This window comes from Pseudomonas gorinensis (genome assembly GCF_042015035.1).
Classification (GTDB): domain Bacteria; phylum Pseudomonadota; class Gammaproteobacteria; order Pseudomonadales; family Pseudomonadaceae; genus Aquipseudomonas; species Aquipseudomonas gorinensis.
Genome location: NZ_CP167125.1, coordinates 1,114,969 through 1,140,577 on the forward strand (window position 1 = coordinate 1,114,969; position 25,609 = coordinate 1,140,577).

18 protein-coding genes, 2 tRNA genes and 3 rRNA genes are annotated in these 25,609 nt (G+C 57.8%); 13 read left to right on the forward strand and 10 right to left on the reverse strand.

The genetic code is table 11. The annotated features are described in order from the left end of the window. Window positions 1-6: 6 nt before the first annotated feature. The 5 genes from AB7933_RS04930 to AB7933_RS04950 form a co-directional block, all read right to left on the reverse strand. Window positions 7-693 carry an SDR family oxidoreductase gene (locus AB7933_RS04930; RefSeq protein ID WP_024073204.1) on the reverse strand — a complete coding sequence of 229 codons (687 nt, stop codon included), beginning with the start codon at window positions 691-693 and terminating at the stop codon, window positions 7-9. A gap of 388 nt (window positions 694-1,081) precedes the next feature. Continuing rightward, window positions 1,082-1,663: an IMPACT family protein gene (locus AB7933_RS04935; RefSeq protein WP_024073205.1), complete on the reverse strand. Its 582-nt coding sequence runs from the start codon at window positions 1,661-1,663 to the stop codon at window positions 1,082-1,084. A 12-nt stretch (window positions 1,664-1,675) separates the two neighbouring features. Next, window positions 1,676-2,335: a TetR/AcrR family transcriptional regulator gene (locus AB7933_RS04940; protein ID WP_024073206.1), complete on the reverse strand. Its 660-nt coding sequence runs from the start codon at window positions 2,333-2,335 to the stop codon at window positions 1,676-1,678. 87 nt (window positions 2,336-2,422) lie between these two features. Then, window positions 2,423-3,817: a uracil-xanthine permease family protein gene (locus tag AB7933_RS04945; protein WP_024073207.1), complete on the reverse strand. Its 1,395-nt coding sequence runs from the start codon at window positions 3,815-3,817 to the stop codon at window positions 2,423-2,425. 88 nt (window positions 3,818-3,905) lie between these two features. Continuing rightward, window positions 3,906-4,826 carry a LysR family transcriptional regulator gene (locus tag AB7933_RS04950; protein ID WP_024073208.1) on the reverse strand — a complete coding sequence of 307 codons (921 nt, stop codon included), beginning with the start codon at window positions 4,824-4,826 and terminating at the stop codon, window positions 3,906-3,908. A gap of 126 nt (window positions 4,827-4,952) precedes the next feature. On the opposite strand from AB7933_RS04950, the gene AB7933_RS04955 reads away from it, so the two are divergent. From AB7933_RS04955 to AB7933_RS05000, 10 genes are all read left to right on the forward strand, one after another. Further along, complete coding sequence (locus AB7933_RS04955) at window positions 4,953-6,302, forward strand: aspartate aminotransferase family protein (RefSeq protein ID WP_003188272.1); 1,350 nt, start codon at window positions 4,953-4,955, stop codon at window positions 6,300-6,302. 39 nt (window positions 6,303-6,341) lie between these two features. Beyond that, a complete protein-coding gene (locus tag AB7933_RS04960; protein WP_024073209.1) occupies window positions 6,342-7,835 on the forward strand; it encodes a CoA-acylating methylmalonate-semialdehyde dehydrogenase in 1,494 nt (497 codons plus the stop codon). A gap of 623 nt (window positions 7,836-8,458) precedes the next feature. Next, window positions 8,459-9,995 (forward strand): 16S ribosomal RNA (locus AB7933_RS04965). 83 nt (window positions 9,996-10,078) lie between these two features. Next, a tRNA-Ile gene (locus AB7933_RS04970) sits at window positions 10,079-10,155 on the forward strand. 30 nt (window positions 10,156-10,185) lie between these two features. Next, a tRNA-Ala gene (locus tag AB7933_RS04975) sits at window positions 10,186-10,261 on the forward strand. Window positions 10,262-10,508: 247 nt separating this feature from the next. Continuing rightward, a 23S ribosomal RNA gene (locus AB7933_RS04980) occupies window positions 10,509-13,400 on the forward strand. Between the two features lie 157 nt (window positions 13,401-13,557). Beyond that, a 5S ribosomal RNA gene (gene rrf / locus AB7933_RS04985) occupies window positions 13,558-13,673 on the forward strand. Together the 16S, 23S and 5S rRNA genes with 2 tRNA genes alongside form the textbook arrangement of a ribosomal RNA operon. Before the next feature lie 236 nt (window positions 13,674-13,909). Next, on the forward strand, window positions 13,910-14,569 hold the full coding sequence (locus AB7933_RS04990; protein WP_024073210.1) for a paraquat-inducible protein A: 660 nt from the start codon (window positions 13,910-13,912) through the stop codon (window positions 14,567-14,569). Beyond that, entirely contained in the window at window positions 14,556-15,179 is a 624-nt protein-coding gene (locus AB7933_RS04995; RefSeq protein ID WP_024073211.1) for a paraquat-inducible protein A, read from the forward strand. Before AB7933_RS04990 ends, AB7933_RS04995 begins: the two co-directional genes overlap by 14 nt. Further along, complete coding sequence (locus AB7933_RS05000) at window positions 15,172-17,475, forward strand: PqiB family protein (RefSeq protein ID WP_024073212.1); 2,304 nt, start codon at window positions 15,172-15,174, stop codon at window positions 17,473-17,475. Before AB7933_RS04995 ends, AB7933_RS05000 begins: the two co-directional genes overlap by 8 nt. Window positions 17,476-17,649: 174 nt before the next feature. On the opposite strand, the gene mksF is transcribed toward AB7933_RS05000, so the two are convergent. The 3 genes from mksF to mksB are packed head-to-tail and all read right to left on the reverse strand — an operon-like array spanning window position 17,650 to window position 22,461. After that, window positions 17,650-20,490, reverse strand: a complete 2,841-nt coding sequence (gene mksF / locus AB7933_RS05005; RefSeq protein ID WP_024073213.1) for an Mks condensin complex protein MksF — start codon at window positions 20,488-20,490, stop codon at window positions 17,650-17,652. After that, window positions 20,487-21,194, reverse strand: a complete 708-nt coding sequence (gene mksE / locus AB7933_RS05010; RefSeq protein WP_024073214.1) for an Mks condensin complex protein MksE — start codon at window positions 21,192-21,194, stop codon at window positions 20,487-20,489. Before mksE ends, mksF begins: the two co-directional genes overlap by 4 nt. Then, complete coding sequence (gene mksB, locus AB7933_RS05015) at window positions 21,184-22,461, reverse strand: Mks condensin complex protein MksB (RefSeq protein ID WP_024073215.1); 1,278 nt, start codon at window positions 22,459-22,461, stop codon at window positions 21,184-21,186. Before mksB ends, mksE begins: the two co-directional genes overlap by 11 nt. Before the next feature lie 187 nt (window positions 22,462-22,648). Between mksB and AB7933_RS05020 the strand changes: the two genes are divergently transcribed. Next, on the forward strand, window positions 22,649-23,392 hold the full coding sequence (locus tag AB7933_RS05020) for a hypothetical protein (protein ID WP_051448866.1): 744 nt from the start codon (window positions 22,649-22,651) through the stop codon (window positions 23,390-23,392). Then, window positions 23,385-23,837: a ribosomal protein S18-alanine N-acetyltransferase gene (gene rimI, locus AB7933_RS05025; RefSeq protein WP_003188286.1), complete on the forward strand. Its 453-nt coding sequence runs from the start codon at window positions 23,385-23,387 to the stop codon at window positions 23,835-23,837. Before AB7933_RS05020 ends, rimI begins: the two co-directional genes overlap by 8 nt. 58 nt (window positions 23,838-23,895) lie before the next feature. Here rimI and AB7933_RS05030 read toward each other — a convergent pair whose 3' ends face one another. After that, the gene (locus tag AB7933_RS05030) at window positions 23,896-24,198 is read right to left on the reverse strand and encodes a hypothetical protein (RefSeq protein WP_024073217.1); all 303 of its coding nucleotides are present in this window, start codon (window positions 24,196-24,198) and stop codon (window positions 23,896-23,898) included. 154 nt (window positions 24,199-24,352) lie between these two features. Here AB7933_RS05030 and can point away from each other — a divergent pair, with 154 nt between their 5' ends. After that, window positions 24,353-24,997 carry a carbonate dehydratase gene (gene can / locus AB7933_RS05035; RefSeq protein WP_010213394.1) on the forward strand — a complete coding sequence of 215 codons (645 nt, stop codon included), beginning with the start codon at window positions 24,353-24,355 and terminating at the stop codon, window positions 24,995-24,997. Here can and AB7933_RS05040 read toward each other — a convergent pair. After that, window positions 24,994-25,518 (reverse strand): hypothetical protein, encoded by a 525-nt coding sequence (locus AB7933_RS05040; RefSeq protein WP_024073218.1) that lies wholly within the window; start codon window positions 25,516-25,518, stop codon window positions 24,994-24,996. The genes can and AB7933_RS05040 overlap by 4 nt on opposite strands. Window positions 25,519-25,609: the final 91 nt, after the last annotated feature.

Sequence of the window (25,609 nt, forward strand, 5' to 3'; positions counted from 1 at the left end):
CGCGGCTTACCAAGGAATGGTGTGGCCCCGGTAGTCCACAAAGTGATGGCCGCCTTTGCCGGTGTAGGCATTCACCTGATCGACCAGGCCACGTACGCTGGTGGCGACATCGATGTGCGCGTTTTCGCCGCCCATGTCGGTTTTTACCCAGCCTGGGTGCAGGGACAGCACGGTCAATTTTTGATCGCCGAGTTGGGTGATAAAGCTGTTGGTCATCGAGTTGAGTGCGGCCTTGCTGGCTTTGTACAACGCCAGGTCTGAACCATCGGGAATGGTGACGCTGCCCAGCACCGAACTCATGAAGGCCAGCACGCCACTGTCCTTGCGGATTTGCCCGACAAAGCGCTGGGCCAGGTTGATCGGCGCCACGGCGTTGGTGAAAAACAGCTGGCCGACTTCCGCCAGGGTGGCGTGGCCGGGCTCCTGGTTGGCGGGGCCCTTGACGCCGGCGTTGACGAACAGCAGGTCGAAGGTGCGGTCCTTGAGGCGCTGGCTCAGGGCAATCACGGCTTGCTGATCGTCCATGTCGAGTTTCTCGATCTGAACCGGGCCAACGGCTTTCAGTGCATCGGCCTTGTTCGGGTCACGCACGGTGGCGGTCACGTCCCAGCCGTCTTGGAGCAGTTGCTGGACCAGGCCAAGACCCAGCCCGCGAGAGGCGCCGATGATCAGTGCGGTTTTTGGCGTAGACATGAAGAGCTTCCTTTTCAGACGCGATTCAGGGAATTCAGCGCACCACCTTACCGCAGGCGTCGAAAAAAAGGAGCGGGCCTTGCTGATCAAAAAACGTACAGTTTGCGCCGAGCATTGCACGGCGTGCGACCTGTGTACTCTTGCACGGGTTATCCACAGCTTGCTCCACAGTTATTGTGCGCAAGCCACGGCTGTGGATATAAACGCTGCGCTCCTTTGTTCTAAAGGCCATAAGCAGCCTAACTGACTGTTTTGGAGTGAGATTGGCTTGGGGACCGGCTAGCTTGAACAAAAACTGATCAATGCCCGCAAACCCTTGTGACAGAGGGGTTACAGACGAATGTGCTCAGCTTATCCACAGGCAGGTGCACAGTAGATGTGGGCAGTTTCAGCGTTGCAGCAGGATGCGCCCACGGCTTAAGTCGGCGAGCTGGATTTGCAGGGTCTCGATCTGCAGTTCGCCCAGGGCCAGTTGCAATTCCACGCCATTGGCGGTGAAGGTTTCCTCCACGACCAAGCCGCCGAGTTCGGCGACGCGCAGCTTGACCAGGTTCAGTTCGGAGAATCCGCAGGCGCAACTGAGCGGTACCCGGCTGATCAATTCAATACGTTCGGCCGTTTGCAGGCATTTATTCGCGCCGCCGCCGTAGGCACGGGCCAATCCACCAGTGCCCAACTGGATGCCGCCATACCAACGAATCACCAGCACCACGACCTGATCAAAACCTTGGGCTTCAATCGCGGCCAGGATCGGCCGGCCCGCCGTACCGCCGGGTTCGCCGTCGTCGTTGCTGCGGTACTGATCGGCCAGCTTCCAGGCCCAGCAGTTGTGTGTGGCGTTCAGGTCGCTGTGCTGCTCGATAAACCCTTGGGCTTCTTGTGGGCTGGTGATCGGTGCTGCGAGTGTGATGAAGCGGCTTTTGCGTATTTCTTCACGAAATTCGCAAAGGCCGGTAAGCGTGAAAGGCATAAGTTTCGTCGTCTAGAAGGCAGGCTTGATGCCACAGCCTTTGAGAATGATGTGGATCAGGTTGGTGCCGGCGTCTTCCATATCCTGCTTGGTCAGTTTGGTGCGACCGGTGACGCGGCAGATCTGGGTGGCGAAGTCGGCGTAGTGCTGGGTGCTGCCCCACAGCAGGAAGATCAGGTGCACGGGGTCGATGGGGTCCATCTTGCCGGCGTCGATCCAGGCCTGGAATACCGCGGCCCGGCCGCTGAACCAGGCGCGGTAGTCCTGGCTGAAATATTCGGTCAGGCATTCGCCGCCGCTGATGATCTCCATGGCGAAGATGCGTGAGGCCTGCGGCTGGCGCCGCGAGAATTCCATCTTGGTGCGGATGTAGCGCGTGAGTGCCACCGCAGGGTCGTCCTCGGCGGTCAGCGCGTTGAAGGTGCTGTCCCACAGTTCGAGGATATTGCTGAGCACCGCGATATACAGGCCCAGCTTGTTGGTGAAGTAGTAGTGCAAGTTGGCTTTCGGCAACCCGGCACTGGCAGCAATGGTGTTCATGCTGGTGCCCTTGTAGCCATGGCGCGCGAATTCATCTTCAGCCGCTTGAAGAATCGCTTGTTCGTTCTTTTGCCGAATACGGCTGGCGGGCTTCCCGGCGGGGTTGCTGTGGGCAGGAACTTCGAGGCTCATGGAGGTTTCCGTGCTGATCGATAGAGACGACGTGTGCACAGATAACCCACCCTCAAGCCTCAGACAAGTCCTGATGCAATAAAAGCGTCAAAGCGGTTCCAGAGTGTCGCTTTCTGGCCCGTGGTTTGCGGCAGCGGTGCCGGCCTTGGCTTCCGGCAGCAGCAGGCACAACACGATGGCCGTCAGCCCGCCGCTGGTGATGGCCGAGTCGAACAGGTTTTGCACCAGGGTTGGCATCAAGTGCAGCAGGTTGGGTTGGGCGGCAATGCCCAGGCCCACGCCAAAGGAGGTGGCGATGATCAGCATGCTGCGTCGGTCCAGCGGTGCCTGCGCGAGGATGCGCACGCCGGCCGCTGCCACGCTGCCAAACATCACCAGGGTTGCACCACCCAATACCGGCTTGGGGATCTGCTGCAGTACCGCGCCGATCAGTGGAAACAGGCCGAGGCAAAACAACACGACACCGATGTATAAGCCAACGTAACGGCTGGCGACGCCGGTGAGTTGGATCACGCCATTGTTCTGGGCGAAGGTCGTGTTGGGGAACGCACTGAACGTCGCGGCGATCATGCAACTGACGCCGTCCCCCAGCACGCCACCTTTGAGCCGGCCTATATAGGAAGGCCCGCTGATGGGCTGGCGGGCGATCATGCAATTGGCGGTAAGGTCGCCCACGGTTTCGATGCTGCTGATCAGATAAATCAGCGCGATCGGCAGGAAGGCGCTCCAGTCGAAGTTGAAACCGAAACGGAACGGCATCGGCACGCTGATCAAGGGCAGGTCGGGCAGGGCTTGGGGCACCAGCTTGCCGCTGAACCAGGCGGCTATGCTGCCAAGGGCCAGGCCGATGATGATCGCCGAGAGGCGCACCCATGGGGTATTCGAGCGGTTGAGCAGGATAATGGTCAATACCACGAACAGGCCCAGCGCCAGGTTGGTGGGCGCGCCGAAATCGGGGGCGTTGAAGCCGCCGCCCAGGTCGGTGATCCCAACCTTGATCAGGCTGATGCCAATCAGGGTGATGACAATCCCGGTGACCAGCGGCGTGATCACTCGACGCAATTGACCGATAAATCGGCTGAGTACGATCTGGACGGCTGCGCCGAAAAAGCACACACCGAAGATCATCGCCATGATGTCTTCCGGGCTACCGCCGCGTTGCTTCACGAGGAACCCGGCCGACAACACCGCGCCCAGAAACGCAAAGCTGGTGCCTTGCAGGCAGATCATGCCGGCGCCGATGCCAAATGGCCTGCGTGCCTGGATGAATGTGCCGACACCGGACACCATCAGCGCCATGCTGATCAGGTAGGGCAGGTGGGCGGTGAGGCCCAGGGTGGAGCCGATGATCAGCGGCGGAGTGATGATACCGACGAAGGCCGCCAGTACATGTTGCAGGGCGGCCAATATCGCCGCTAAGGGTTTTGGGCGGTCATTGAGGCCGTAGATCAGGTCACTGGGGCTGGAAGATTCTGGTGGCATGGCGGGCAAACTCGAGGCGGACGGTTCTAGGTCCCAGTGCCCTTGCAAAAAGCTGTCCAGTTGCTCAGCTTTTTGTGTGGAGCCCGAATTACCGTGTTGCCGCCAGACTTTCCAGGAAGCTTTCCAGCACCAAATGGGGGCGACGGCCTTTGCGCGTGACCGAAGCCAGGCTCAAATCGTAAAAGCGTGTAGCCGATTTCAGCGCGCGCAGTCGGCCTTGTTGCACCCAGAGGCTGGCGTAGTGGTCGGGCAGGTAGCCGATATAGCGGCCGGTCAGGATCAGGAACGCCATGCCTTCGCGGTCCGAAGCGCTGGCAGTGCAATTGAGTGCCTGGTAGTGGGCCTGGATCTCGGCGGGCAGGCGAAAGGTGGGGGCGATGGCGTCCTGGGTGTTGATACGTTCGTCGTCCAGTTGCTTGTCGTCGGCATAAAACAGGGGATGGCCAACCGCGCAGTAGAGCAGTGAGCGTTCGCTGTACAGCGGTTGGTATTCCAGGCCGGACAATGCACTGGCCTGGGGCACCACACCGACATGCAGGCGCCCGTCGAGTACGCCTTGTTCCACTTCATTGGGCGCGATCATGCGGATCTGGATTTGCACGTCCGGGCCGCGCTCCTTCAACTGCGCCAGGGCGTGAGTGATGCGCATGTGGGGCAGGGTGACCAGGTTGTCGGTGAGGCCAATGATCAACTCGCCGCGCAAATGCTGGTGCAGGCCGTTGACCTCGGTGCGAAAGCTTTCCAGGGCACTTAACAGTTGCAGGGCCGATTGGTAGACCTCGCGGCCTTCTTCGGTCAGGGAGAAACCGGCGCGCCCGCGTTGGCACAGCCTTAACCCTAGGCGTTGCTCCAGGTCGCTCATTTGCTGGCTGATGGCCGAGCGCCCGATGCCCAGCACGGTTTCCGCCGCCGAGAAGCCACCGCATTCCACCACGCTGCGGAAGATACGCAGCAGGCGAATATCGAAGTCACTGACTTGAGCCAGGGGATCGGGTCGGCGACTGCTCATAGTTTAGTGAATCCCTGACTGAAGGTTAGAAGAGTTGAATTTCACCGACTTTATCCCCGTGGCAATTTAGCTGCAACAACGCTTTTTCAATCCCGACGCTGCCTGTTGCCCTGCGAGGTTTTGCTGATGAACATGCCCGAAAACGCCCCATCGTCCCTGGCCAGCCAACTGAAGTTGGACGCGCACTGGATGCCTTACACCGCCAACCGTAACTTCCAGCGCGACCCGCGCCTGATCGTGGCCGCCGAAGGCAGCTGGTTGACCGATGACAAGGGGCGCAAGGTTTACGATTCGTTGTCGGGGCTGTGGACCTGCGGCGCCGGGCATACGCGCAAGGAGATCCAGGAAGCCGTCGCCAAGCAACTGGGTACCCTGGATTACTCGCCGGGCTTTCAATACGGTCATCCGTTGTCCTTCCAATTGGCGGAAAAGATCACCGACCTGACCCCAGGCAACCTGAACCATGTGTTCTTCACTGACTCCGGCTCCGAGTGCGCCGACACGGCGGTGAAAATGGTGCGTGCCTATTGGCGCCTGAAAGGCCAGGCGACCAAGACCAAGATGATTGGGCGTGCCCGTGGTTATCACGGTGTGAACATCGCCGGTACCAGCCTGGGCGGCGTCAACGGCAACCGTAAGCTGTTTGGCCAGGCGATGATGGATGTCGACCATCTGCCTCACACCTTACTGGCCAGCAATGCCTTTTCCCGCGGCATGCCGGAGCAGGGCGGTATCGCCTTGGCCGATGAGCTGCTCAAGCTGATCGAATTGCATGACGCGTCGAACATCGCGGCAGTGTTTGTCGAGCCGATGGCCGGTTCCGCTGGCGTGCTGGTGCCGCCACAGGGTTATCTCAAGCGCCTGCGTGAAATCTGCGACCAGCACAACATCCTGTTGGTGTTCGATGAAGTGATCACCGGTTTTGGCCGTACCGGCTCGATGTTCGGTGCGGACAGCTTCGGCGTGACCCCGGACTTGATGTGCATCGCCAAGCAAGTCACCAACGGCGCGATCCCGATGGGCGCAGTGATTGCCAGCAGCGAGATCTACCAGACCTTCATGAACCAGGCGACGCCGGAGTACGCAGTGGAATTCCCCCACGGCTACACCTATTCGGCGCACCCGGTGGCCTGTGCCGCTGGCTTGGCGGCACTGGATCTGCTGCAGAAGGAAAACCTGGTGCAGAGCGTGGCTGAAGTCGCGCCACACTTTGAGAATGCGCTGCACGGCTTGAAGGGCAGCAAGAACGTAATCGACATTCGTAACTATGGCCTGGCCGGTGCGATCCAGATTGCCCCGCGTGACGGTGATGCGATCGTGCGTCCATTCGAGGCCGGCATGGCTTTGTGGAAAGCCGGCTTCTACGTGCGCTTTGGTGGGGACACCCTGCAGTTTGGGCCAACCTTCAACAGCAAGCCGCAGGACCTGGATCGTCTGTTTGATGCGGTCGGCGAAGTGCTGAACAAGATCGACTGATTTCTCCTTCTATATAGAACAACTTTTCAGGAGCCCTGCATGAGCCTTATCCAGCATTTGATCAATGGCCAGTTGGTCAGCGAGACCGATCGCACTGCCGATGTGTACAACCCGTCCACTGGCCAGGTGATTCACCAGGTGCCGTTGGCCAGCCGCGAGACTATTCAGAGCGCAATCGATTCGGCCAAGGCAGCGTTTCCGGCCTGGAGGAATACGCCAGCGGCCAAGCGTGCCCAGGTGATGTTTCGTTTCAAGCAATTGCTGGAGCAGAACGAAGCACGTATCTCGCAGTTGATCAGCGAAGAGCATGGCAAGACGCTGGAAGACGCCGCCGGTGAGTTGAAGCGTGGGATCGAGAACGTGGAGTACGCGTGCTCGGCGCCGGAGATTCTCAAGGGCGAGTACAGCCGCAATGTCGGGCCGAACATTGATGCCTGGTCGGATTTCCAGCCGTTGGGCGTGGTGGCAGGCATTACACCGTTCAACTTCCCGGCGATGGTGCCACTGTGGATGTATCCGCTGGCGATCGTTTGCGGCAACTGCTTCATCCTCAAGCCGTCGGAGCGTGATCCAAGCTCGACGTTGCTGATCGCGCAACTATTGCAGGAGGCTGGCCTGCCTAAAGGTGTGCTGAGCGTGGTGCACGGTGACAAGGGCGCGGTGGATGCGTTGATCGAGGCGCCGGAAGTCAAGGCGCTGAGCTTCGTCGGCTCGACACCGATTGCCGAGTACATCTATGCCGAAGCGACCAAACGTGGCAAACGCGTGCAGGCACTGGGCGGGGCGAAGAACCATGCGGTGCTGATGCCGGATGCGGACCTGGATAATGCGGTCAGTGCCTTGATGGGTGCTGCCTATGGTTCTTGCGGTGAACGTTGCATGGCGATCTCGGTGGCCGTGTGCGTGGGTGACCAGGTGGCGGATGCATTGATCGCCAAGCTGGTGCCGCAGGTCAAGGCGCTGAAGATCGGTGCGGGCACCTCCTGCGGGCTGGATATGGGGCCGCTGGTGACAGGGCAGGCGCGGGATAAGGTCAGTGGCTATATAGAAGACGGTGTGGCTGCGGGCGCTGAACTGGTAGTTGATGGTCGTGGCTTGAGTGTTGCCGGGCATGAAGAGGGGTTCTTCCTGGGCGGCAGTTTGTTCGATCGCGTGACGCCCGAGATGCGTATCTATAAAGAAGAGATCTTCGGGCCGGTGCTGTGCGTGGTTCGGGTGAATAGCCTGGAAGCTGCGATGCAGCTGATTAACGATCACGAGTACGGCAACGGTACCTGCATCTTCACCCGTGATGGGGAGGCGGCGCGTCTGTTCTGTGACGAGATTGAAGTGGGGATGGTCGGCGTGAACGTGCCACTGCCGGTGCCGGTGGCGTATCACAGCTTTGGTGGTTGGAAGCGTTCGCTGTTCGGTGACTTGCATGCTTATGGTCCGGATGGGGTGCGTTTCTACACACGTCGCAAGGCGATTACCCAGCGTTGGCCGCAACGGGCCAGTCATGAAGCGTCGCAGTTTGCGTTTCCTAGCTTGTAATAAGCGTTGAAAGCCGGCCCCTTGGGGCCGGCTTTCGTGTATTTGAGGCTTTTTTGATCGATATGACAGAAATATGAAAATAGGTGTTGACGGCAGATTCTGGAAGTCTATAATTCGCCCCACTTCCGGCGCAGTCGAAACGGAAAACTCCTTGGTAAACAAAGAGTTACGCAAGATTCGACAGCGACCTGCTTCAGTTCATCGAAGCCCAGAAGGAGTTGGTAGAGCAGTGTCGTTTGGCTCTATTAACGTTTCGATCCTCTCGGTCGAAAGCGGAGAAAAAGAGGTGTTGACAGCAGCGTGTAACGCTGTAGAATTCGCCTCCCGCTAACGAGAGATCGGAAGCGCAAGTGGTTGAAGTTACAAAGGAAACTTTGAAAACTTCTGAAAATAATCACTTGACAGCAAATGAGGCTGCTGTAGAATGCGCGCCTCGGTTGAGACGAAAGATCTTAACCAACCGCTCTTTAACAACTGAATCAAGCAATTCGTGTGGGTGCTTGTGGAGTCAGACTGATAGTCAACAAGATTATCAGCATCACAAGTTACTCCGCGAGAAATCAAAGATGTAACCAACGATTGCTGAGCCAAGTTTAGGGTTTCTTAAAAACCCAAAGATGTTTGAACTGAAGAGTTTGATCATGGCTCAGATTGAACGCTGGCGGCAGGCCTAACACATGCAAGTCGAGCGGTAGAGAGAAGCTTGCTTCTCTTGAGAGCGGCGGACGGGTGAGTAATGCCTAGGAATCTGCCTGGTAGTGGGGGATAACGTTCGGAAACGGACGCTAATACCGCATACGTCCTACGGGAGAAAGCAGGGGACCTTCGGGCCTTGCGCTATCAGATGAGCCTAGGTCGGATTAGCTAGTTGGTGAGGTAATGGCTCACCAAGGCGACGATCCGTAACTGGTCTGAGAGGATGATCAGTCACACTGGAACTGAGACACGGTCCAGACTCCTACGGGAGGCAGCAGTGGGGAATATTGGACAATGGGCGAAAGCCTGATCCAGCCATGCCGCGTGTGTGAAGAAGGTCTTCGGATTGTAAAGCACTTTAAGTTGGGAGGAAGGGCAGTTACCTAATACGTGATTGTTTTGACGTTACCGACAGAATAAGCACCGGCTAACTCTGTGCCAGCAGCCGCGGTAATACAGAGGGTGCAAGCGTTAATCGGAATTACTGGGCGTAAAGCGCGCGTAGGTGGTTAGTTAAGTTGGATGTGAAATCCCCGGGCTCAACCTGGGAACTGCATTCAAAACTGACTGACTAGAGTATGGTAGAGGGTGGTGGAATTTCCTGTGTAGCGGTGAAATGCGTAGATATAGGAAGGAACACCAGTGGCGAAGGCGACCACCTGGACTGATACTGACACTGAGGTGCGAAAGCGTGGGGAGCAAACAGGATTAGATACCCTGGTAGTCCACGCCGTAAACGATGTCAACTAGCCGTTGGGAGCCTTGAGCTCTTAGTGGCGCAGCTAACGCATTAAGTTGACCGCCTGGGGAGTACGGCCGCAAGGTTAAAACTCAAATGAATTGACGGGGGCCCGCACAAGCGGTGGAGCATGTGGTTTAATTCGAAGCAACGCGAAGAACCTTACCAGGCCTTGACATCCAATGAACTTTCTAGAGATAGATTGGTGCCTTCGGGAACATTGAGACAGGTGCTGCATGGCTGTCGTCAGCTCGTGTCGTGAGATGTTGGGTTAAGTCCCGTAACGAGCGCAACCCTTGTCCTTAGTTACCAGCACGTTATGGTGGGCACTCTAAGGAGACTGCCGGTGACAAACCGGAGGAAGGTGGGGATGACGTCAAGTCATCATGGCCCTTACGGCCTGGGCTACACACGTGCTACAATGGTCGGTACAGAGGGTTGCCAAGCCGCGAGGTGGAGCTAATCCCACAAAACCGATCGTAGTCCGGATCGCAGTCTGCAACTCGACTGCGTGAAGTCGGAATCGCTAGTAATCGCGAATCAGAATGTCGCGGTGAATACGTTCCCGGGCCTTGTACACACCGCCCGTCACACCATGGGAGTGGGTTGCACCAGAAGTAGCTAGTCTAACCTTCGGGGGGACGGTTACCACGGTGTGATTCATGACTGGGGTGAAGTCGTAACAAGGTAGCCGTAGGGGAACCTGCGGCTGGATCACCTCCTTAATCGACGACATCAGCTGCTCCATAAGTTCCCACACGAATTGCTTGATTCATTGAAGAAGACGATAAAGAAGCAGCCCGAAATTGGGTCTGTAGCTCAGTTGGTTAGAGCGCACCCCTGATAAGGGTGAGGTCGGCAGTTCGAATCTGCCCAGACCCACCAATTTTGTGTGGGAAACGCCTGTAGAAATACGGGGCCATAGCTCAGCTGGGAGAGCGCCTGCCTTGCACGCAGGAGGTCAACGGTTCGATCCCGTTTGGCTCCACCACTACTGCTTCTAGACGTTGAAAGCTTAGAAATGAGCATTCCATCACTGCGATGGTGAATGTTGATTTCTAGTCTTTGATTAGATCGTTCTTTAAAAATTTGGGTATGTGATAGAAAGATAGACTGAACGTTACTTTCACTGGTAACGGATCAGGCTAAGGTAAAATTTGTGAGTTCTCTTAATTGAGAAATTCGAATTTTCGGCGAATGTCGTCTTCACAGTATAACCAGATTGCTTGGGGTTATATGGTCAAGTGAAGAAGCGCATACGGTGGATGCCTTGGCAGTCAGAGGCGATGAAAGACGTGGTAGCCTGCGAAAAGCTTCGGGGAGTCGGCAAACAGACTTTGATCCGGAGATGTCTGAATGGGGGAACCCAGCCATCATAAGATGGTTACCTTACACTGAATACATAGGTGTAAGGGGCGAACCAGGGGAACTGAAACATCTAAGTACCCTGAGGAAAAGAAATCAACCGAGATTCCCTTAGTAGTGGCGAGCGAACGGGGACTAGCCCTTAAGTGGCTTTGAGATTAGCGGAACGCTCTGGAAAGTGCGGCCATAGTGGGTGATAGCCCTGTACGCGAAAATCTCTTAGTCATGAAATCGAGTAGGACGGAGCACGAGAAACTTTGTCTGAATATGGGGGGACCATCCTCCAAGGCTAAATACTACTGACTGACCGATAGTGAACTAGTACCGTGAGGGAAAGGCGAAAAGAACCCCGGAGAGGGGAGTGAAATAGATCCTGAAACCGTATGCGTACAAGCAGTGGGAGCCCACTTTGTTGGGTGACTGCGTACCTTTTGTATAATGGGTCAGCGACTTATTTTCAGTGGCGAGCTTAACCGAATAGGGGAGGCGTAGCGAAAGCGAGTCTTAATAGGGCGTCTAGTCGCTGGGAATAGACCCGAAACCGGGCGATCTATCCATGGGCAGGTTGAAGGTTGGGTAACACTAACTGGAGGACCGAACCGACTACCGTTGAAAAGTTAGCGGATGACCTGTGGATCGGAGTGAAAGGCTAATCAAGCTCGGAGATAGCTGGTTCTCCTCGAAAGCTATTTAGGTAGCGCCTCATGTATCACTGTAGGGGGTAGAGCACTGTTTCGGCTAGGGGGTCATCCCGACTTACCAAACCGATGCAAACTCCGAATACCTACAAGTGCCGAGCATGGGAGACACACGGCGGGTGCTAACGTCCGTCGTGAAAAGGGAAACAACCCAGACCGTCAGCTAAGGTCCCAAAGTTATGGTTAAGTGGGAAACGATGTGGGAAGGCTTAGACAGCTAGGAGGTTGGCTTAGAAGCAGCCACCCTTTAAAGAAAGCGTAATAGCTCACTAGTCGAGTCGGCCTGCGCGGAAGATGTAACGGGGCTCAAACCATACACCGAAGCTACGGGTATCACGTAAGTGATGCGGTAGAGGAGCGTTCTGTAAGCCTGTGAAGGTGAGTTGAGAAGCTTGCTGGAGGTATCAGAAGTGCGAATGCTGACATGAGTAACGACAATGGGTGTGAAAAACACCCACGCCGAAAGACCAAGGTTTCCTGCGCAACGTTAATCGACGCAGGGTTAGTCGGTCCCTAAGGCGAGGCTGAAAAGCGTAGTCGATGGAAAACAGGTTAATATTCCTGTACTTCTGGTTATTGCGATGGAGGGACGGAGAAGGCTAGGCCAGCTTGGCGTTGGTTGTCCAAGTTTAAGGTGGTAGGCTGAGATCTTAGGTAAATCCGGGATCTTAAGGCCGAGAGCTGATGACGAGTTATCTTTTAGATGACGAAGTGGTTGATGCCATGCTTCCAAGAAAAGCTTCTAAGCTTCAGGTAACCAGGAACCGTACCCCAAACCGACACAGGTGGTTGGGTAGAGAATACCAAGGCGCTTGAGAGAACTCGGGTGAAGGAACTAGGCAAAATGGCACCGTAACTTCGGGAGAAGGTGCGCCGGTGAGGGTGAAGGACTTGCTCCGTAAGCCCATGCCGGTCGAAGATACCAGGCCGCTGCGACTGTTTATTAAAAACACAGCACTCTGCAAACACGAAAGTGGACGTATAGGGTGTGACGCCTGCCCGGTGCCGGAAGGTTAATTGATGGGGTTAGCTAACGCGAAGCTCTTGATCGAAGCCCCGGTAAACGGCGGCCGTAACTATAACGGTCCTAAGGTAGCGAAATTCCTTGTCGGGTAAGTTCCGACCTGCACGAATGGCGTAACGATGGCGGCGCTGTCTCCACCCGAGACTCAGTGAAATTGAAATCGCTGTGAAGATGCAGTGTATCCGCGGCTAGACGGAAAGACCCCGTGAACCTTTACTATAGCTTTGCACTGGACTTTGAATTTGCTTGTGTAGGATAGGTGGGAGGCTTTGAAGCGTGGACGCCAGTTCGCGTGGAGCCAACCTTGAAATACCACCCTGGCAACTTTGAGGTTCTAACTCAGGTCCGTTATCCGGATCGAGGACAGTGTATGGTGGGTAGTTTGACTGGGGCGGTCTCCTCCTAAAGAGTAACGGAGGAGTACGAAGGTGCGCTCAGACCGGTCGGAAATCGGTCGTAGAGTATAAAGGCAAAAGCGCGCTTGACTGCGAGACAGACACGTCGAGCAGGTACGAAAGTAGGTCTTAGTGATCCGGTGGTTCTGTATGGAAGGGCCATCGCTCAACGGATAAAAGGTACTCCGGGGATAACAGGCTGATACCGCCCAAGAGTTCATATCGACGGCGGTGTTTGGCACCTCGATGTCGGCTCATCACATCCTGGGGCTGAAGCCGGTCCCAAGGGTATGGCTGTTCGCCATTTAAAGTGGTACGCGAGCTGGGTTTAGAACGTCGTGAGACAGTTCGGTCCCTATCTGCCGTGGACGTTTGAGATTTGAGAGGGGCTGCTCCTAGTACGAGAGGACCGGAGTGGACGAACCTCTGGTGTTCCGGTTGTCACGCCAGTGGCATTGCCGGGTAGCTATGTTCGGAATAGATAACCGCTGAAAGCATCTAAGCGGGAAACTAGCCTCAAGATGAGATCTCACTGGGACCTTGAGTCCCCTGAAGGGCCGTCGAAGACTACGACGTTGATAGGTTGGGTGTGTAAGCGCTGTGAGGCGTTGAGCTAACCAATACTAATTGCCCGTGAGGCTTGACCATATAACACCCAAGCAATTTGCTGACCTGAAAAGGCACCAGATTGCGGTGTGTGAAGACGAAACGAACCGAAAGTTCGAAACTCACAAAACACCGAAAGCTATCACATACCCAATTTGCTGAAGCGAGGCCAACCGGCCACGACTCAGTACCCGAATTTCTTGACGACCATAGAGCATTGGAACCACCTGATCCCATCCCGAACTCAGTAGTGAAACGATGCATCGCCGATGGTAGTGTGGGGTTTCCCCATGTGAGAGTAGGTCATCGTCAAGATTAAATTCCGAAACCCCATTTGCGAAAGCAAATGGGGTTTTGTTTTGGGCGATCGAAAAGCGCAGGCGCTAGCGTGCTCATGCAGCACGATAACGCTGAGGCGCACCGTCGGGCACACCGCCTCCGGCTCCAATTCCCGTACTTGCCCCCCAATCGCCCGACAAATTTGCACAGTTATTTCTGAACCAGACCACTAGAATAGGCACCTAACCTTTTTTAGAGTCAGAGCCCTATCTATGCCCGACCCGGTTGATACCCTCAAGGTGTCGGATTTACCACTGGACGACCTGGTTGCATGTCATGAGTGCGACTTGCTGATGCGCAAACCAACGCTTGCCCTTGGCGAAAAGGCCCAATGCCCGCGTTGCGGGTACGAGCTTTACGCTCACCGCCACAATGTCGTTGAGCGCAGCCTTGCCCTCGTGCTCGCCGCGCTGTTGCTGTACATCCCCGCGAACTTTTTACCCATCATGCAGCTCCATCTACTCGGGCAATCCTCTGAGGATACCGTGTGGAGTGGCGTTGTCGGTTTGTTCGATACCGGCATGCAAGGCGTTGCCGCCGTGGTGTTCCTGTGCAGCATGGGTATTCCCTTGCTCAAGCTGCTTTGCCAACTGGCAGTGTTGCTCAGCATTCGCTGGAAGATGGGCCGCAGTTACGGGCTGTTGCTGTACCGCATCTACCATCATATGAAGGACTGGGGGATGTTGGAGGTCTATTTGATGGGGGTGTTGGTAGCGATCGTAAAACTCGCAGATATGGCTTCTATCACAATCGGTCTGGGGCTAGCCTGCTTTGTCAGCCTATTAATGGTTCAGGTTCTGCTTGAGGTGGTGATGTCGCCGCACCAGATCTGGCAAGCACTGTCAGGAGAAGATGATCATGCGGGCGATTGATGCAGGCATTCTGATTTGTACCGAATGTCACGAACTGAACAAGCAAGAGCCGGATGCCGATGAGCAATCCTGCAGCCGTTGTGGTGCGCTGATCCATGCCCGCCGTCCCAACAGCCTCACGCGCACATGGGCATTGCTGATCACCGCGGCCATTTTATATATTCCCGCCAACCTGCTACCGATCATGACCATCAACTCCCTTGGCCAGGGTGATCCCAGTACCATCATGTCGGGTGTCATCCAACTGGTGCAGCACGGGATGTTCCCCATCGCCGCCGTGGTGTTCATTGCCAGTATTCTGGTGCCGACATTCAAGCTGGTGGGCATTGGTCTGCTACTGTTCTCGGTGCAGCGTCACCAACCGCTGTCCGCGCAACAACGCATCATCATGTACCGATTTATCGAATTCATTGGCCGCTGGTCCATGCTGGATATCTTCGTGATCGCCATCCTGGTGGCGGTTGTAAACTTTGGGCGGCTTGCCAGCGTCGAGGCCAACCTCGGCGCAGCAGCCTTCGCCAGTGTGGTGATCTTGACGATGCTTGCCGCAGTAACTTTTGATCCCCGACTGATTTGGGATAACACGGAGTCGGACGACGACCATGAGTGATTTGCCTAAAGCTAAAACCCGACCGGCCTCGAATTGGTCGGCAATTTGGGTCCTTCCCCTGATTGCGCTGATCATTGGTGGCTGGTTGGGATGGCGTGCCTATTCCCAGCAGGGCATTGAAATCCAAGTGCGTTTTGAAAGTGGCGAAGGTATCCAGGCCAACAAAACCGAAGTGGTCTACAAAGGTATGTCAGTGGGCAAGGTCAAGACCTTGGCCCTTGACGATGAGGGCAACAATCGCGGGGTGATTGCCACCATCGAGATGAACAAGGACGTCGAGCAATACCTCAAGACCAACACCCGCTTCTGGCTGGTCAAGCCCAGTGTCAGCCTCGCCGGTATCACCGGCCTGGAAACCTTGGTCTCAGGTAATTACATCGCTGCCAGCCCAGGCGACGGCGAACCCACACGCAAATTCAAGGCCCTTTCCGAAGAGCCTCCATTATCCGACGCCAAGCCCGGCCTGCACCTGACCATCAAGGCCGACCGTCTCGGATCGCTTAACCGTGGCAGCCCAGTGTTCTACAAACAGATCCAGGTCGGCCAGGTCAAAAGCTACCTGCTGTCCGAAGACCAGAGCACCGTTGAAATCAAGGTTTATATCGAACCAACCTACGCCAACCTGGTGCGCAAACACACGCGTTTCTGGAACGCCAGCGGCATCAGCATCGATGCCAACCTCTCTGGAGTGAAGGTGCGCAGCGAGTCCCTCTCCAGTATCGTTGCCGGCGGTATCGCCTTCGCCACGCCGGAGAACCGCAAGGATAGCCCTCCCACTGATCCGAGCCTGCCGTTCCGCCTGTACGAAGATTTCGACGCTGCCGCAGCCGGTATCAAGGTCAAGGTCAAACTTACCGACTTCGAAGGCTTGCAGGCCGGACGCACCCCGGTGATGTACAAAGGCATTCAGGTCGGCAGCCTGAAAACCCTGAAGATCGATCCAGACCTGTCCAGCGCCAATGCTGAGCTGACCCTTGACCCATTGGCCGAAGATTATCTGGTGCAGGACACCCAGTTCTGGGTGGTCAAACCGTCCATTTCCCTGGCCGGTATCACCGGGCTTGAAGCGTTGGTCAAAGGTAACTACATCGCCATCCGCCCTGGCGACAAAGGCAGTGCGCCACAGCGTGAATTTGTCGCCCGGGCCAAGGCCCCGCCATTGGACCTGCGTTCGCCAGGCCTGCACATGGTGCTGTTCACTGACAACCTTGGGTCCCTGGATGTAGGCAGCCCGATTCTCTACAAGCAGGTCAAGGTAGGTTCGGTGCAGAGCTATCAGTTCTCGCGCAAGAACAAACAGCTGGTGATCGGCGTCCACATCGAGAAGGAATACGCCAATCTGGTCAACGGTTCGACGCGCTTCTGGAATGCCAGCGGCGTTACCTTGACCGGCGGACTCACCGGCGGCATCCAAGTGAAAAGTGAATCCCTGGCCAGCTTGATGGCCGGTGGTATTGCCTTCGAAACGCCGGAACCGAACGTACCGCTGAAAAAGCGTATTCCACGTTTCCGCCTGTTCGCCGACCGTGAGGCCGCCAACCAGCATGGCACCCTGGTGACCATCAAGGTCGACCGCGCCGATGGGCTGCGTCCTGGCACGCCTGTTCGTTTCAAAGGGCTGGATGTGGGCAAGATCGAGAGCGTCGACTTGAGCGCCGATATGCAGTCGGTATTGCTCGGCGCGCGTATCACCCAAGTTGCGGACCGCATCGCGCGCGTCGGCAGTCAGTTCTGGGTGGTCAAGCCTGAACTGGGCCTGATGAAAACCTCCAACCTGGAAACCCTGGTCACTGGGCAGTACATCGAAGTACAGCCTGCGGTGAAAAACGCCGGGCCACAAAAGAGCTTTGTCGCCCTGGACCAACCCCCTGAAACCGCCCACCAGGAGGCGGGCCTGAGCCTGGTGCTCAGTGCCGCGCGCCGTGGTTCGTTGAAGGAAGGTGTGCCGGTCACCTACCGTGAAGTCACCGTGGGCAAAGTGACTGGATATGAGCTGGGCCAGACCGCCGACCGCGTGCTGGTCCACATCCTGATCGAGCCCAAGTACGCTCCCCTGGTACGCAGCGGCAGCCGCTTCTGGAACTCCAGCGGCTTTGGTCTCGACTTTGGCCTGTTCAAGGGGGCGACGGTGCGGACGGAGTCCCTGGAGACGCTGGTCGCCGGCGGCATCGCCTTTGCCACGCCCGATGGCGAGCGCATGGGGAGTGCGGCGCGACCGCAGCAAACGTTCCCGCTGTTCGACAAGTTTGAAGACGAGTGGCTGACCTGGGCGCCTAAAATCCCACTCGGTAAATAGACCTGGGCGCTGCTATCGGGAGTAAGCCCCTCCCACATTTTGATTTGTGAGCGCATTCAACATGTGGGAGGGAGCTTGCTCCCGATGGGGGCCTCAAAGAAGATGTAAAACCCCAGCCCAAAAAAAGGCCGCGATCCATCAGATCGCGGCCTTTTTGCATTTCAACGCCGAGCGTCAGACCTCATCCAACTCCGGCTCATCCGCCTGCACATTCACCGTGGCCTTCACCACATCGTGGCGGCGGATGTACTTCCAATCCGCCTCATCGATATAGATCCCGTTAGGTCCGCTGCCGCCCTCCAAGTCGATTGCGACCTGGGCTGAGACCTGCGGTTTCACACTGGCCAGGATCGGCACGAAGCCCAGTTGCAGGCTGGTCTCCAGCAATGCGGCCTGGTTCTTCTCGTCGATATCCGCGGCTTCATCGAGATAGTACGGCAGCCGTACGCGACCGGCCTGGTCGCGGTCCATCAAGTGCAGCAACAAATACATGTTGGTCAGCGCTTTGATTGTCATCGTGGTGCCGTTGGACGCGGCACCATCGATGTCGGTGTGGATCACCGGCTGACCATGCACCTTGGTGATCTCGAAGGCCAACTCGAACAAATCCTTGAGGCCCAACTGGTTATGGTTTGCCGCTACCAGGCGCGCCAGGTATTCCTTGGCCTCTTCGTTCTTGTTGTCCTGCTCGGCGCTCTGGCTGAGGTCGAACACCGACAGGGTTTCGCCTTCTTCATACTGACCGGCACTGTGGATGATCTGGTCGATATGCTTGAGGGCTTCCTTGTTGGGGGCCAGCACGATACGGAAGCTTTGCAGGTTGGACACCTGGCGCTTGTTGATCTCGCGGTTGAACAATGCCAACTGGTGCTCAAGGCTGTCATAGTCGCTGCGGATATTGCGCAGGGTCCGCGCGATATCGGTGACTGCCGCACGCCGTGCCTTGCCGAGGGTCAGTGCTTCATCGGTACGGTGCGCATAGGCGTTGATCAGCAGTTGCAGGCGACGCTCCACGTCATCCTCGCTGTCGAACTTGGCCACGCCCTTGAGGCGTACCTGGGCGTACAGCGCTTCGATCTGGCCATCAGCGCGCAGCAAGCCCTGCCAGCTGTCCTGATAGTCATTGAGCAGCGGCAACAGGTTGTCCATGGAGTCGTCGACCGGGTCCATGAACGGCGTGCCGAACGGCAAGTCCGCCGGCAGCAACTGACGACGGCGCAAGGCGTCATCCAGGGTGCGTTGCTTGGCTTCCATATCGCCGATCTGGCGACCGACCAGTTGCAGCTTGGCCGACAGTTGCTGGACACGTTCGGTGAACGCATCGCTGGAGCGCTTCAGTTCATCCTGGGCGGCTTCCATTTGCGCCAGCTGTTCCAGCTTCTCACCTTCTTCGGCGCTCAGGGTCTGCGCGCGGCGGAAGTCTTCGAGGGCTTTTTGTGCGTCCAGCACCTGCTGGTACAGCGCTTCAGTCTGGGTCTTGCTCGCGGCACGGTCAGAGGCCACGGCCTGCTGGGTCTTGAGCTGCTTGAGTTCTTTCTCCAGGCGTTCTTTCTGGTCACGCAATGCCGCGCGATCCGCCAGGGCCTGTAATGCCGGGGGCTCGATGTGCGAGATGTCGATGGACAGCCCCGGCACTTCGAAACGCTCGCCCTTGAAGCCATCCAGGATCAGTTCCAGGGATTTGACCCACTGGCCGTCCTCATCCAGCGTAATGCCATGCTCGCCCAACGGCAGGCTGAACAGAGAACTGTTGAACAAGCGCATCAGACGCTCGACATCCTGCTGTGAGAATTCTTCACGCAGTTTGGCGTAGCTATTGTTATCCGCGTGATCAAGCTGCTGCTTGACCGACTTCAAGCGTTTTTCCAGGTCGCGCAGACGCTCGTCCAAATCCTCGGCGCTGAACTGCCGTGACTGCGCCAGGGCGCCGGCCAGTTCATCGTGGGCATCTTTGGCCGCCAACAGCTGTTGTTCCAGCACCTTGACGTCATCGACCAGGGCAAATCGATGCTTGAGCACCGACAGCTCGCCCAGCCAACGCTGGATACCGCTGATTTCCCGCTCCAGGCGCATCAGCTCCTGGGTGCCGCCGCGCTGGTCGTTTTGCAACGCGTCCTGCTCGTTGCGGTAGTGCTCGGCCTGGATGGTCAGCTCTTCCTTGCGCGCACTGGCGTAGTCCGACCAGGTGCCCAGCAGCGAGTCCAGCAGCGGCGACAGGCGATGCAATTTGCCACGCAGGATGTCGCGCTGTTTCACACCATTGGCCAGTGCTTCAACCAGCGGTCCTGCGGCGACCAGGGAGTTGTAGTCCTGCTCCATGCGTCGCACGTCGCGGAAGGCTTCTTCGCACGCTGCGATGTAATCGACACTGCCGGAGCGCAGGCTGTGCTCGAACGCATCGAGGAACAATTGCTTGAGCTTGGCCGCGGTGATTTCGCGCATGTGCAGCAGGTTGATAAACAGTGCGCGGAAGGTCTTCAGGCTCTGTTCGCTGGTGGAACGCAGCGGGATCAGGGTCAGGTCCAGCGGGATCGACGTGTGGCCGCCCACCAGCAAACGGCGTAGTTCATCGGGCTTGAGCTCGTAGGCTTTCAGGCCCTCGCGCTCCAGGTTGGTGAACAGTTCTTTCTGACGCAGGCAGGTGTCGTTTTTCTGGTAGTGGGCCAGGTCCAGCTTGCCGGCGTAGGCGAAGAACTGGTGACCAAAGCCGCCTCCCGGGCCGCGACCGACCACGCCGATCACATGCGGGCCGTGGGGCAGGGAGACCTCTACGAGGATGTAGCTGGTGTCGGTGGCAAAGTAGAAGCGCCGCGATTGTTCCAGGGTGTACTTGCCGAAACTCATGTCCGACATGCGCGCCAGGATCGGGAACTGCAAGGCGTTGATCGACGCGGATTTACCCAGGTTGTTCGCGCCATACACCGACAGCGGCTCTTCCAGCGGGAACAGGCCCAGGCTGTAGCCGGCGGTGTTCAATAGGGCGAAGCGGCGGATGCCGTAGCGTTCCTTGCTCATGCGTCGGTCTCCTGTTCTTCGGCAATGGCGCGTGCCAGGGCGTCTTCTTCGCTTTCGTCGTCAAAATCACTCAAGTCCAACGGGTCATCGGTCTTCAGCAGTTTTTCATCGCTGTCTTCGTCGATGATCACGGGTGCAGGCAACGGCAACACGCTGTGCACGCTGGCCGCCAGGTCGCGGTCCTGCTGCACCGACAGGCACACATCGAGGAAGCGGTGCATCGGCGGCAGGAAGCGATAAATACCGTTGTCTTCGCTGGCAAAACCCAATTGGGTCATGCGGCGCATGATTTTTTCTTCGAGTTCTTCCTGGGTCTGCACTTCGGCCTGGATAAACAGGTCGCGGTACTTTTCCAACAACGAGGGCAGTTCGTCGCGGCCCAGGCTGCCACCGTCGAGCACGGCAATCGGGTCGCGGCCCTGGTCGGCCAAATGCTCGACGATGATGAAGGTGAACAACGCCAGGCGTTGAGCGGTCTTGTTCACCTGCGCGCTGGCAATGGCGGAGTCGGGTACGAAGTAGTAGAAGCCCCGGGTATCGCACACCAGCTCAAAGCCAAGGGCCTTGAACAGCGTACGGTACTGATCCTGGAAATTCGACAGTTGCGCGTACAGCTCCGGGTCGCGGCGGCTGACGTGGTAACCCTTGAACAGCTCGCGAAAAATCGGCGCCAGCTGGGACAGTTCGGATAGATCAAGATGCATAAGGAGTGCTCGCAGAATGCTCGGCCGCGTCAGGGCTGGCCGGGAGCAGGGCGAATGAGCGCAGGCTGACCTGGTGGTCGTGTGTGTGGTAATCGCGGCGTTCCAGACGCTCGCGCTTGAAGCGTTTTTCGCGGGACAGGCGTGAGAACCAATACAGCAATTCGTCGGTGGCGCCGTCCGGCTCCTGTTCCAGCAGCCAGGTCATCAGGTCTGGCATCGGCAGCGCGTCTTCGCAGCGTTCGAGCATTTCCTTGACCGTGCGCGGTGCGCGCTGGGCTTCGCCTTTATGGGACTTGTGCGCCTTGGGGAAACGCGCCGGTTTCGGCTCGAAGTTCGCCAGGGCGTATACGTAGGCCTCGACCTGACTCGCGCTGCCAAGGAAGGTGCTTTGCGGCCGGGTAAACATCGGCATCGCGGCCTGCGGCACGGCATCCAGGCCTTTGCGGCGGATGGCCGATAGCGCGAGTGCTGCGCCACGGGTCACGGCGTTGTGCCGACGTGCTTCTTCACGCAGTGGCAACAGCAGTTCCCGTGCGTGACGCAAGGTCAGTTGGGCGCTGGTCTGCATCTCGAGAATGCGCGCGTGGGTACGCAGCAGCATGTCGTCGTCCACCAGGTGGCCGAGGCGCTGTTGCTCGGTGAGCATGCGCAGCAGCACATTCTCCACCTTGCGCACGCCTTGCTCGAAGGCGCCGTCGGCGTTCACCAGTTGGATCATCGGTTCGACGTATTCATCCCAGGTCGCCAGGACTTCGGCATAACGCTGGCGCAACGGGATCTGCCGGTCGCTGGTCTTGGCGCGGTCGGCCACGGCAGCGAGGGCCTGTTCGTCGTTGGCGAGTTTTTTCAGTACGTCGCGCACACGCATGTCCAGCAGGCGCAGTTGCCGCGCCAGGTCGTGGCCATCACGGATGTCGAAGGCGTCCTGGATATAACCGGCCAAGCGCTCGAGGTGGCGCAGGTAAGCTTCGATTTCCAGGCACAGGCCAAGCCGGTGCTCCTTGCGAAGATAGGCGAGGAAGTCGTGGATCTGTGCATTGAGCTCGAAACGGTTCGGGCTCTTGGCGACAGGTACCAGGATATCCAGGCGAATCCACACGTCCAGCAGGCTGGTGATGTCCTGGGGCGTGCTGTCCAATTGTTGGGCGGCCAGTTGTGCGCGCAACTCGCCCAGGCTCAGCGTGCCTTGGTCGAAGTGTTCGCACAGTGGCTCAAGTAGGGCCCAGTGTTCGGCGAGGGCGCGCAGGACGCGCTTGGGTTCGATCATGGGAATGGCCGGCTGGTTGGCGATTAAAAGTCGCGATTGTACTGCATCAGGCGCGGGATTTATCCACAGCCGGTCAGTGCGCAGTGGGCGATTGTTACCGAACAGCGGTAGAATCCCCGTTCTTTACTTATCCACAAGTGGCCGAGCTGTGCTTATCGAGTCCCGACGTCGCGCTTACTTGACCGCCATGCAGGTGGTCAACTGGCTGCCCCGCACCGAACTGCCGTTTGCCGCCCCGTCACGGCCTGAGTTGTTGCAGGCGCTCGAGCCCTATGAGGCGTTCGAGACCTCCGGGGAAGAAGCCGCTGCGCCCGTGGCGGTGGTCAAGCCAGAGCCGCCTGTGCGGCCGGTGGTGGAGCGCGCCAAGGTCGAGGTGCCACGTCCGTCACCGATGGCCAAGCCGGTAGTCGCTGAAGAAGCGGCACCCGTGGTCAAGGCGCCGGTCGTCCCGCCACCGCGTTTTGCCCTGCAATTGCTACGGGCCGGACGTTGCCTGTTGCTGGTGGAACTGCCTACCGGCGAGCGCTTCCAGACCCGTGACCCGGCCTACATGCTGCTCAAGGACATGCTGCGCGCCGCCGGCCTGCCCGACAGTCCGCAAATTGTCGGCGACCCCGTGCGTTGGCCGCTGCTGGTGCGCGGCACGATGGACCAGGGCCCGGAAGCCGCGCGGGATTTTGTCCAAGGTTTTGTCTCGGCGCGTTTGGAAGACGAACCCTGCGTGTGCCTCTGGCTGATCGGCCTGCCTGCCGTGCGCTTTGCCGGTGAGGCCAATGCCGAGGCGTGGTACCGCGAGCTGCAGGTCGAAGGCCTGGGCTCGGTATGGGCCCTGCCGGGCCTGGAATTATTAATGGAAGAGCCACAGCGTAAGGCTGATGTCTGGCAAGCCATGCGCCGGCTGATGGCGCGCTGGAAAACAACCGATGAGTGAGGCTTTATCCTTCCGCCCGATGACCGAGGCAGACCTCGACGCCGTGCTGAAAATCGAATACGCGGCATTCAGCCATCCCTGGACCCGCGGGATCTTTCTCGACGGGCTGGGCAAATACCAGATCTGGTTGATGTTTGAAGGCGAGCAGCAAGTGGGCCACGGCGTGGTGCAGATCATCCTCGACGAAGCGCATTTGCTGAACATTACCGTCAAGCCGGAAAACCAGGGCCGTGGCCTGGGCCTGGCGCTGCTGGAACACCTGATGTCTCGCGCCTATGCGGCCAACGCGCGGGAATGTTTCCTTGAAGTACGTGACAGCAACACCGGCGCGTTCCGGCTGTACGAGCGCTATGGCTTCAATGAAATCGGCCGTCGACGCGACTACTACCCGGCCGTCGGTGGGCGCGAAGATGCGGTCGTCATGGCCTGCACCCTGGTCGACTAAATCCATAGCCCAATGTGGGAGGGGGCTTGCCCCCTACCACATGTAGGATTACGTTTTGTCAGCGGTTACCGTCTACCGGATCGATATCCGCCAGTTCGGCCTCATCCAGGCCGTTACCACCGCCAATTTCATCTTCGTTCACGATACTCAAATCGTAATCCGCCGGATTATCTTCGCCTTCCTCCCTGGCATCCCGCGCGCCATCCTCATGGATCAAGTTTTCCGGGGTCAAATCATCACCTGTCTGCGCGGAGGGGGCGTCCTCGTCAAAGTCCAGCTCGCGCATCGAGCCCATGCGATCTTCGTTGTCATCAATCGGTTCGGGCTGGGTAGCGCCGTACGGACGTCGTGATTCAGTCATGGCCAATCCTCATACTGTGGGGCTTATAGTGTGTGGACAGGCACTGCGCCCCAAAGATTCAAGCTGATTCATGTTTGTTATTCACCGGCAGGGCGTGACCCGGACGACGGGTTGTCAGTCACAAAACTGCGCATCATTCCTGAGGCTTTCCCTGATGAACGAACTACAAGACCTGCTTGATAACAACGAACGCTGGGCGGATGCGATCAAACAGGAAGATCCCGAATTCTTCGCCAAGCTCGCTCGCCAGCAGACCCCGGAATACCTGTGGATCGGCTGTTCTGACGCCCGAGTGCCGGCCAACGAGATCGTTGGCATGCTGCCGGGTGATCTATTCGTGCACCGCAACGTGGCCAACGTGGTGCTGCACACTGACCTCAATTGCCTGTCGGTGATCCAGTACGCGGTCGATGTACTCAAGGTCAAACACATCCTCGTCACTGGCCACTATGGCTGTGGCGGCGTGCGTGCATCGATGCAGGACCGCCAGTTCGGCCTGATCGACGGCTGGCTGCGCACCATTCGCGACCTGTACTACGAAAACCGTGACCTGCTGGCCCAGTTGCCGACTGAAGAAGAGCGCGTCGATCGCCTGTGCGAGTTGAACGTGATCCAGCAAGTGGCCAACGTCGGCCATACCAGCATTGTGCAAAACGCCTGGCACCGTGGGCAGAGCCTGTCGATCCATGGTTGCATCTATGGCATCAAGGATGGCCGCTGGAAGAGCCTGAACACCACCATCAGTGGCTTTGAGCAACTGCCGCCGCAATATCGCCTGCGCCCGTTGGGCGAAGCCTAACGGTATTCGGGGCCGCGCTTGCTCTCCAGCACGCGCAGCCCCTCGGCGTTTATCTGTTCCTCTCGGCCTTTGATCCAGCCCCGGCAGTTGGGCGCGCCACAGTGGCAGGCAAATTGATGGGGCAAGATGTCGCCGCTGTCGGCGTAATCGATGGTCAGCCAGCTTCCGACGGCAATCGGCACCACGGCCCATAGCTCCAGATAGTGGGTGTCGAAATAGACATTCGGGCTGCAAGAGTGACGCAGCAGGCCGCAGAACCATCGGTCGTACAGATGAATACGCGATGAGATCTGGAAGGTGTGCTGGCGCCGCTCGCTGAGGGCGTAGCCCGACACCTTGGCAATGCGCGTTCGGCTGTCAAAGGCGACACGGGCCTTGATCCCCGTGGGGTCGCCGTTTCGGTTGCGCACCACTTGAAACTGGCGGGTCGAGGGGTAGCCGCGCTCGAACAGCGATGTCGCAAAGGGATAGAGGCAGTCAGTCGCAACAGTTTTAGCCTTATCCATGGCTTGAGTCTTCATAACTCTCCTTGGTAGGGCTGCATCGACCTGCGGATGGTGTCTGACTGCCAGTCTTGCAGCGGATGGCCCGGCTCAAGACTCGCTTAAGATT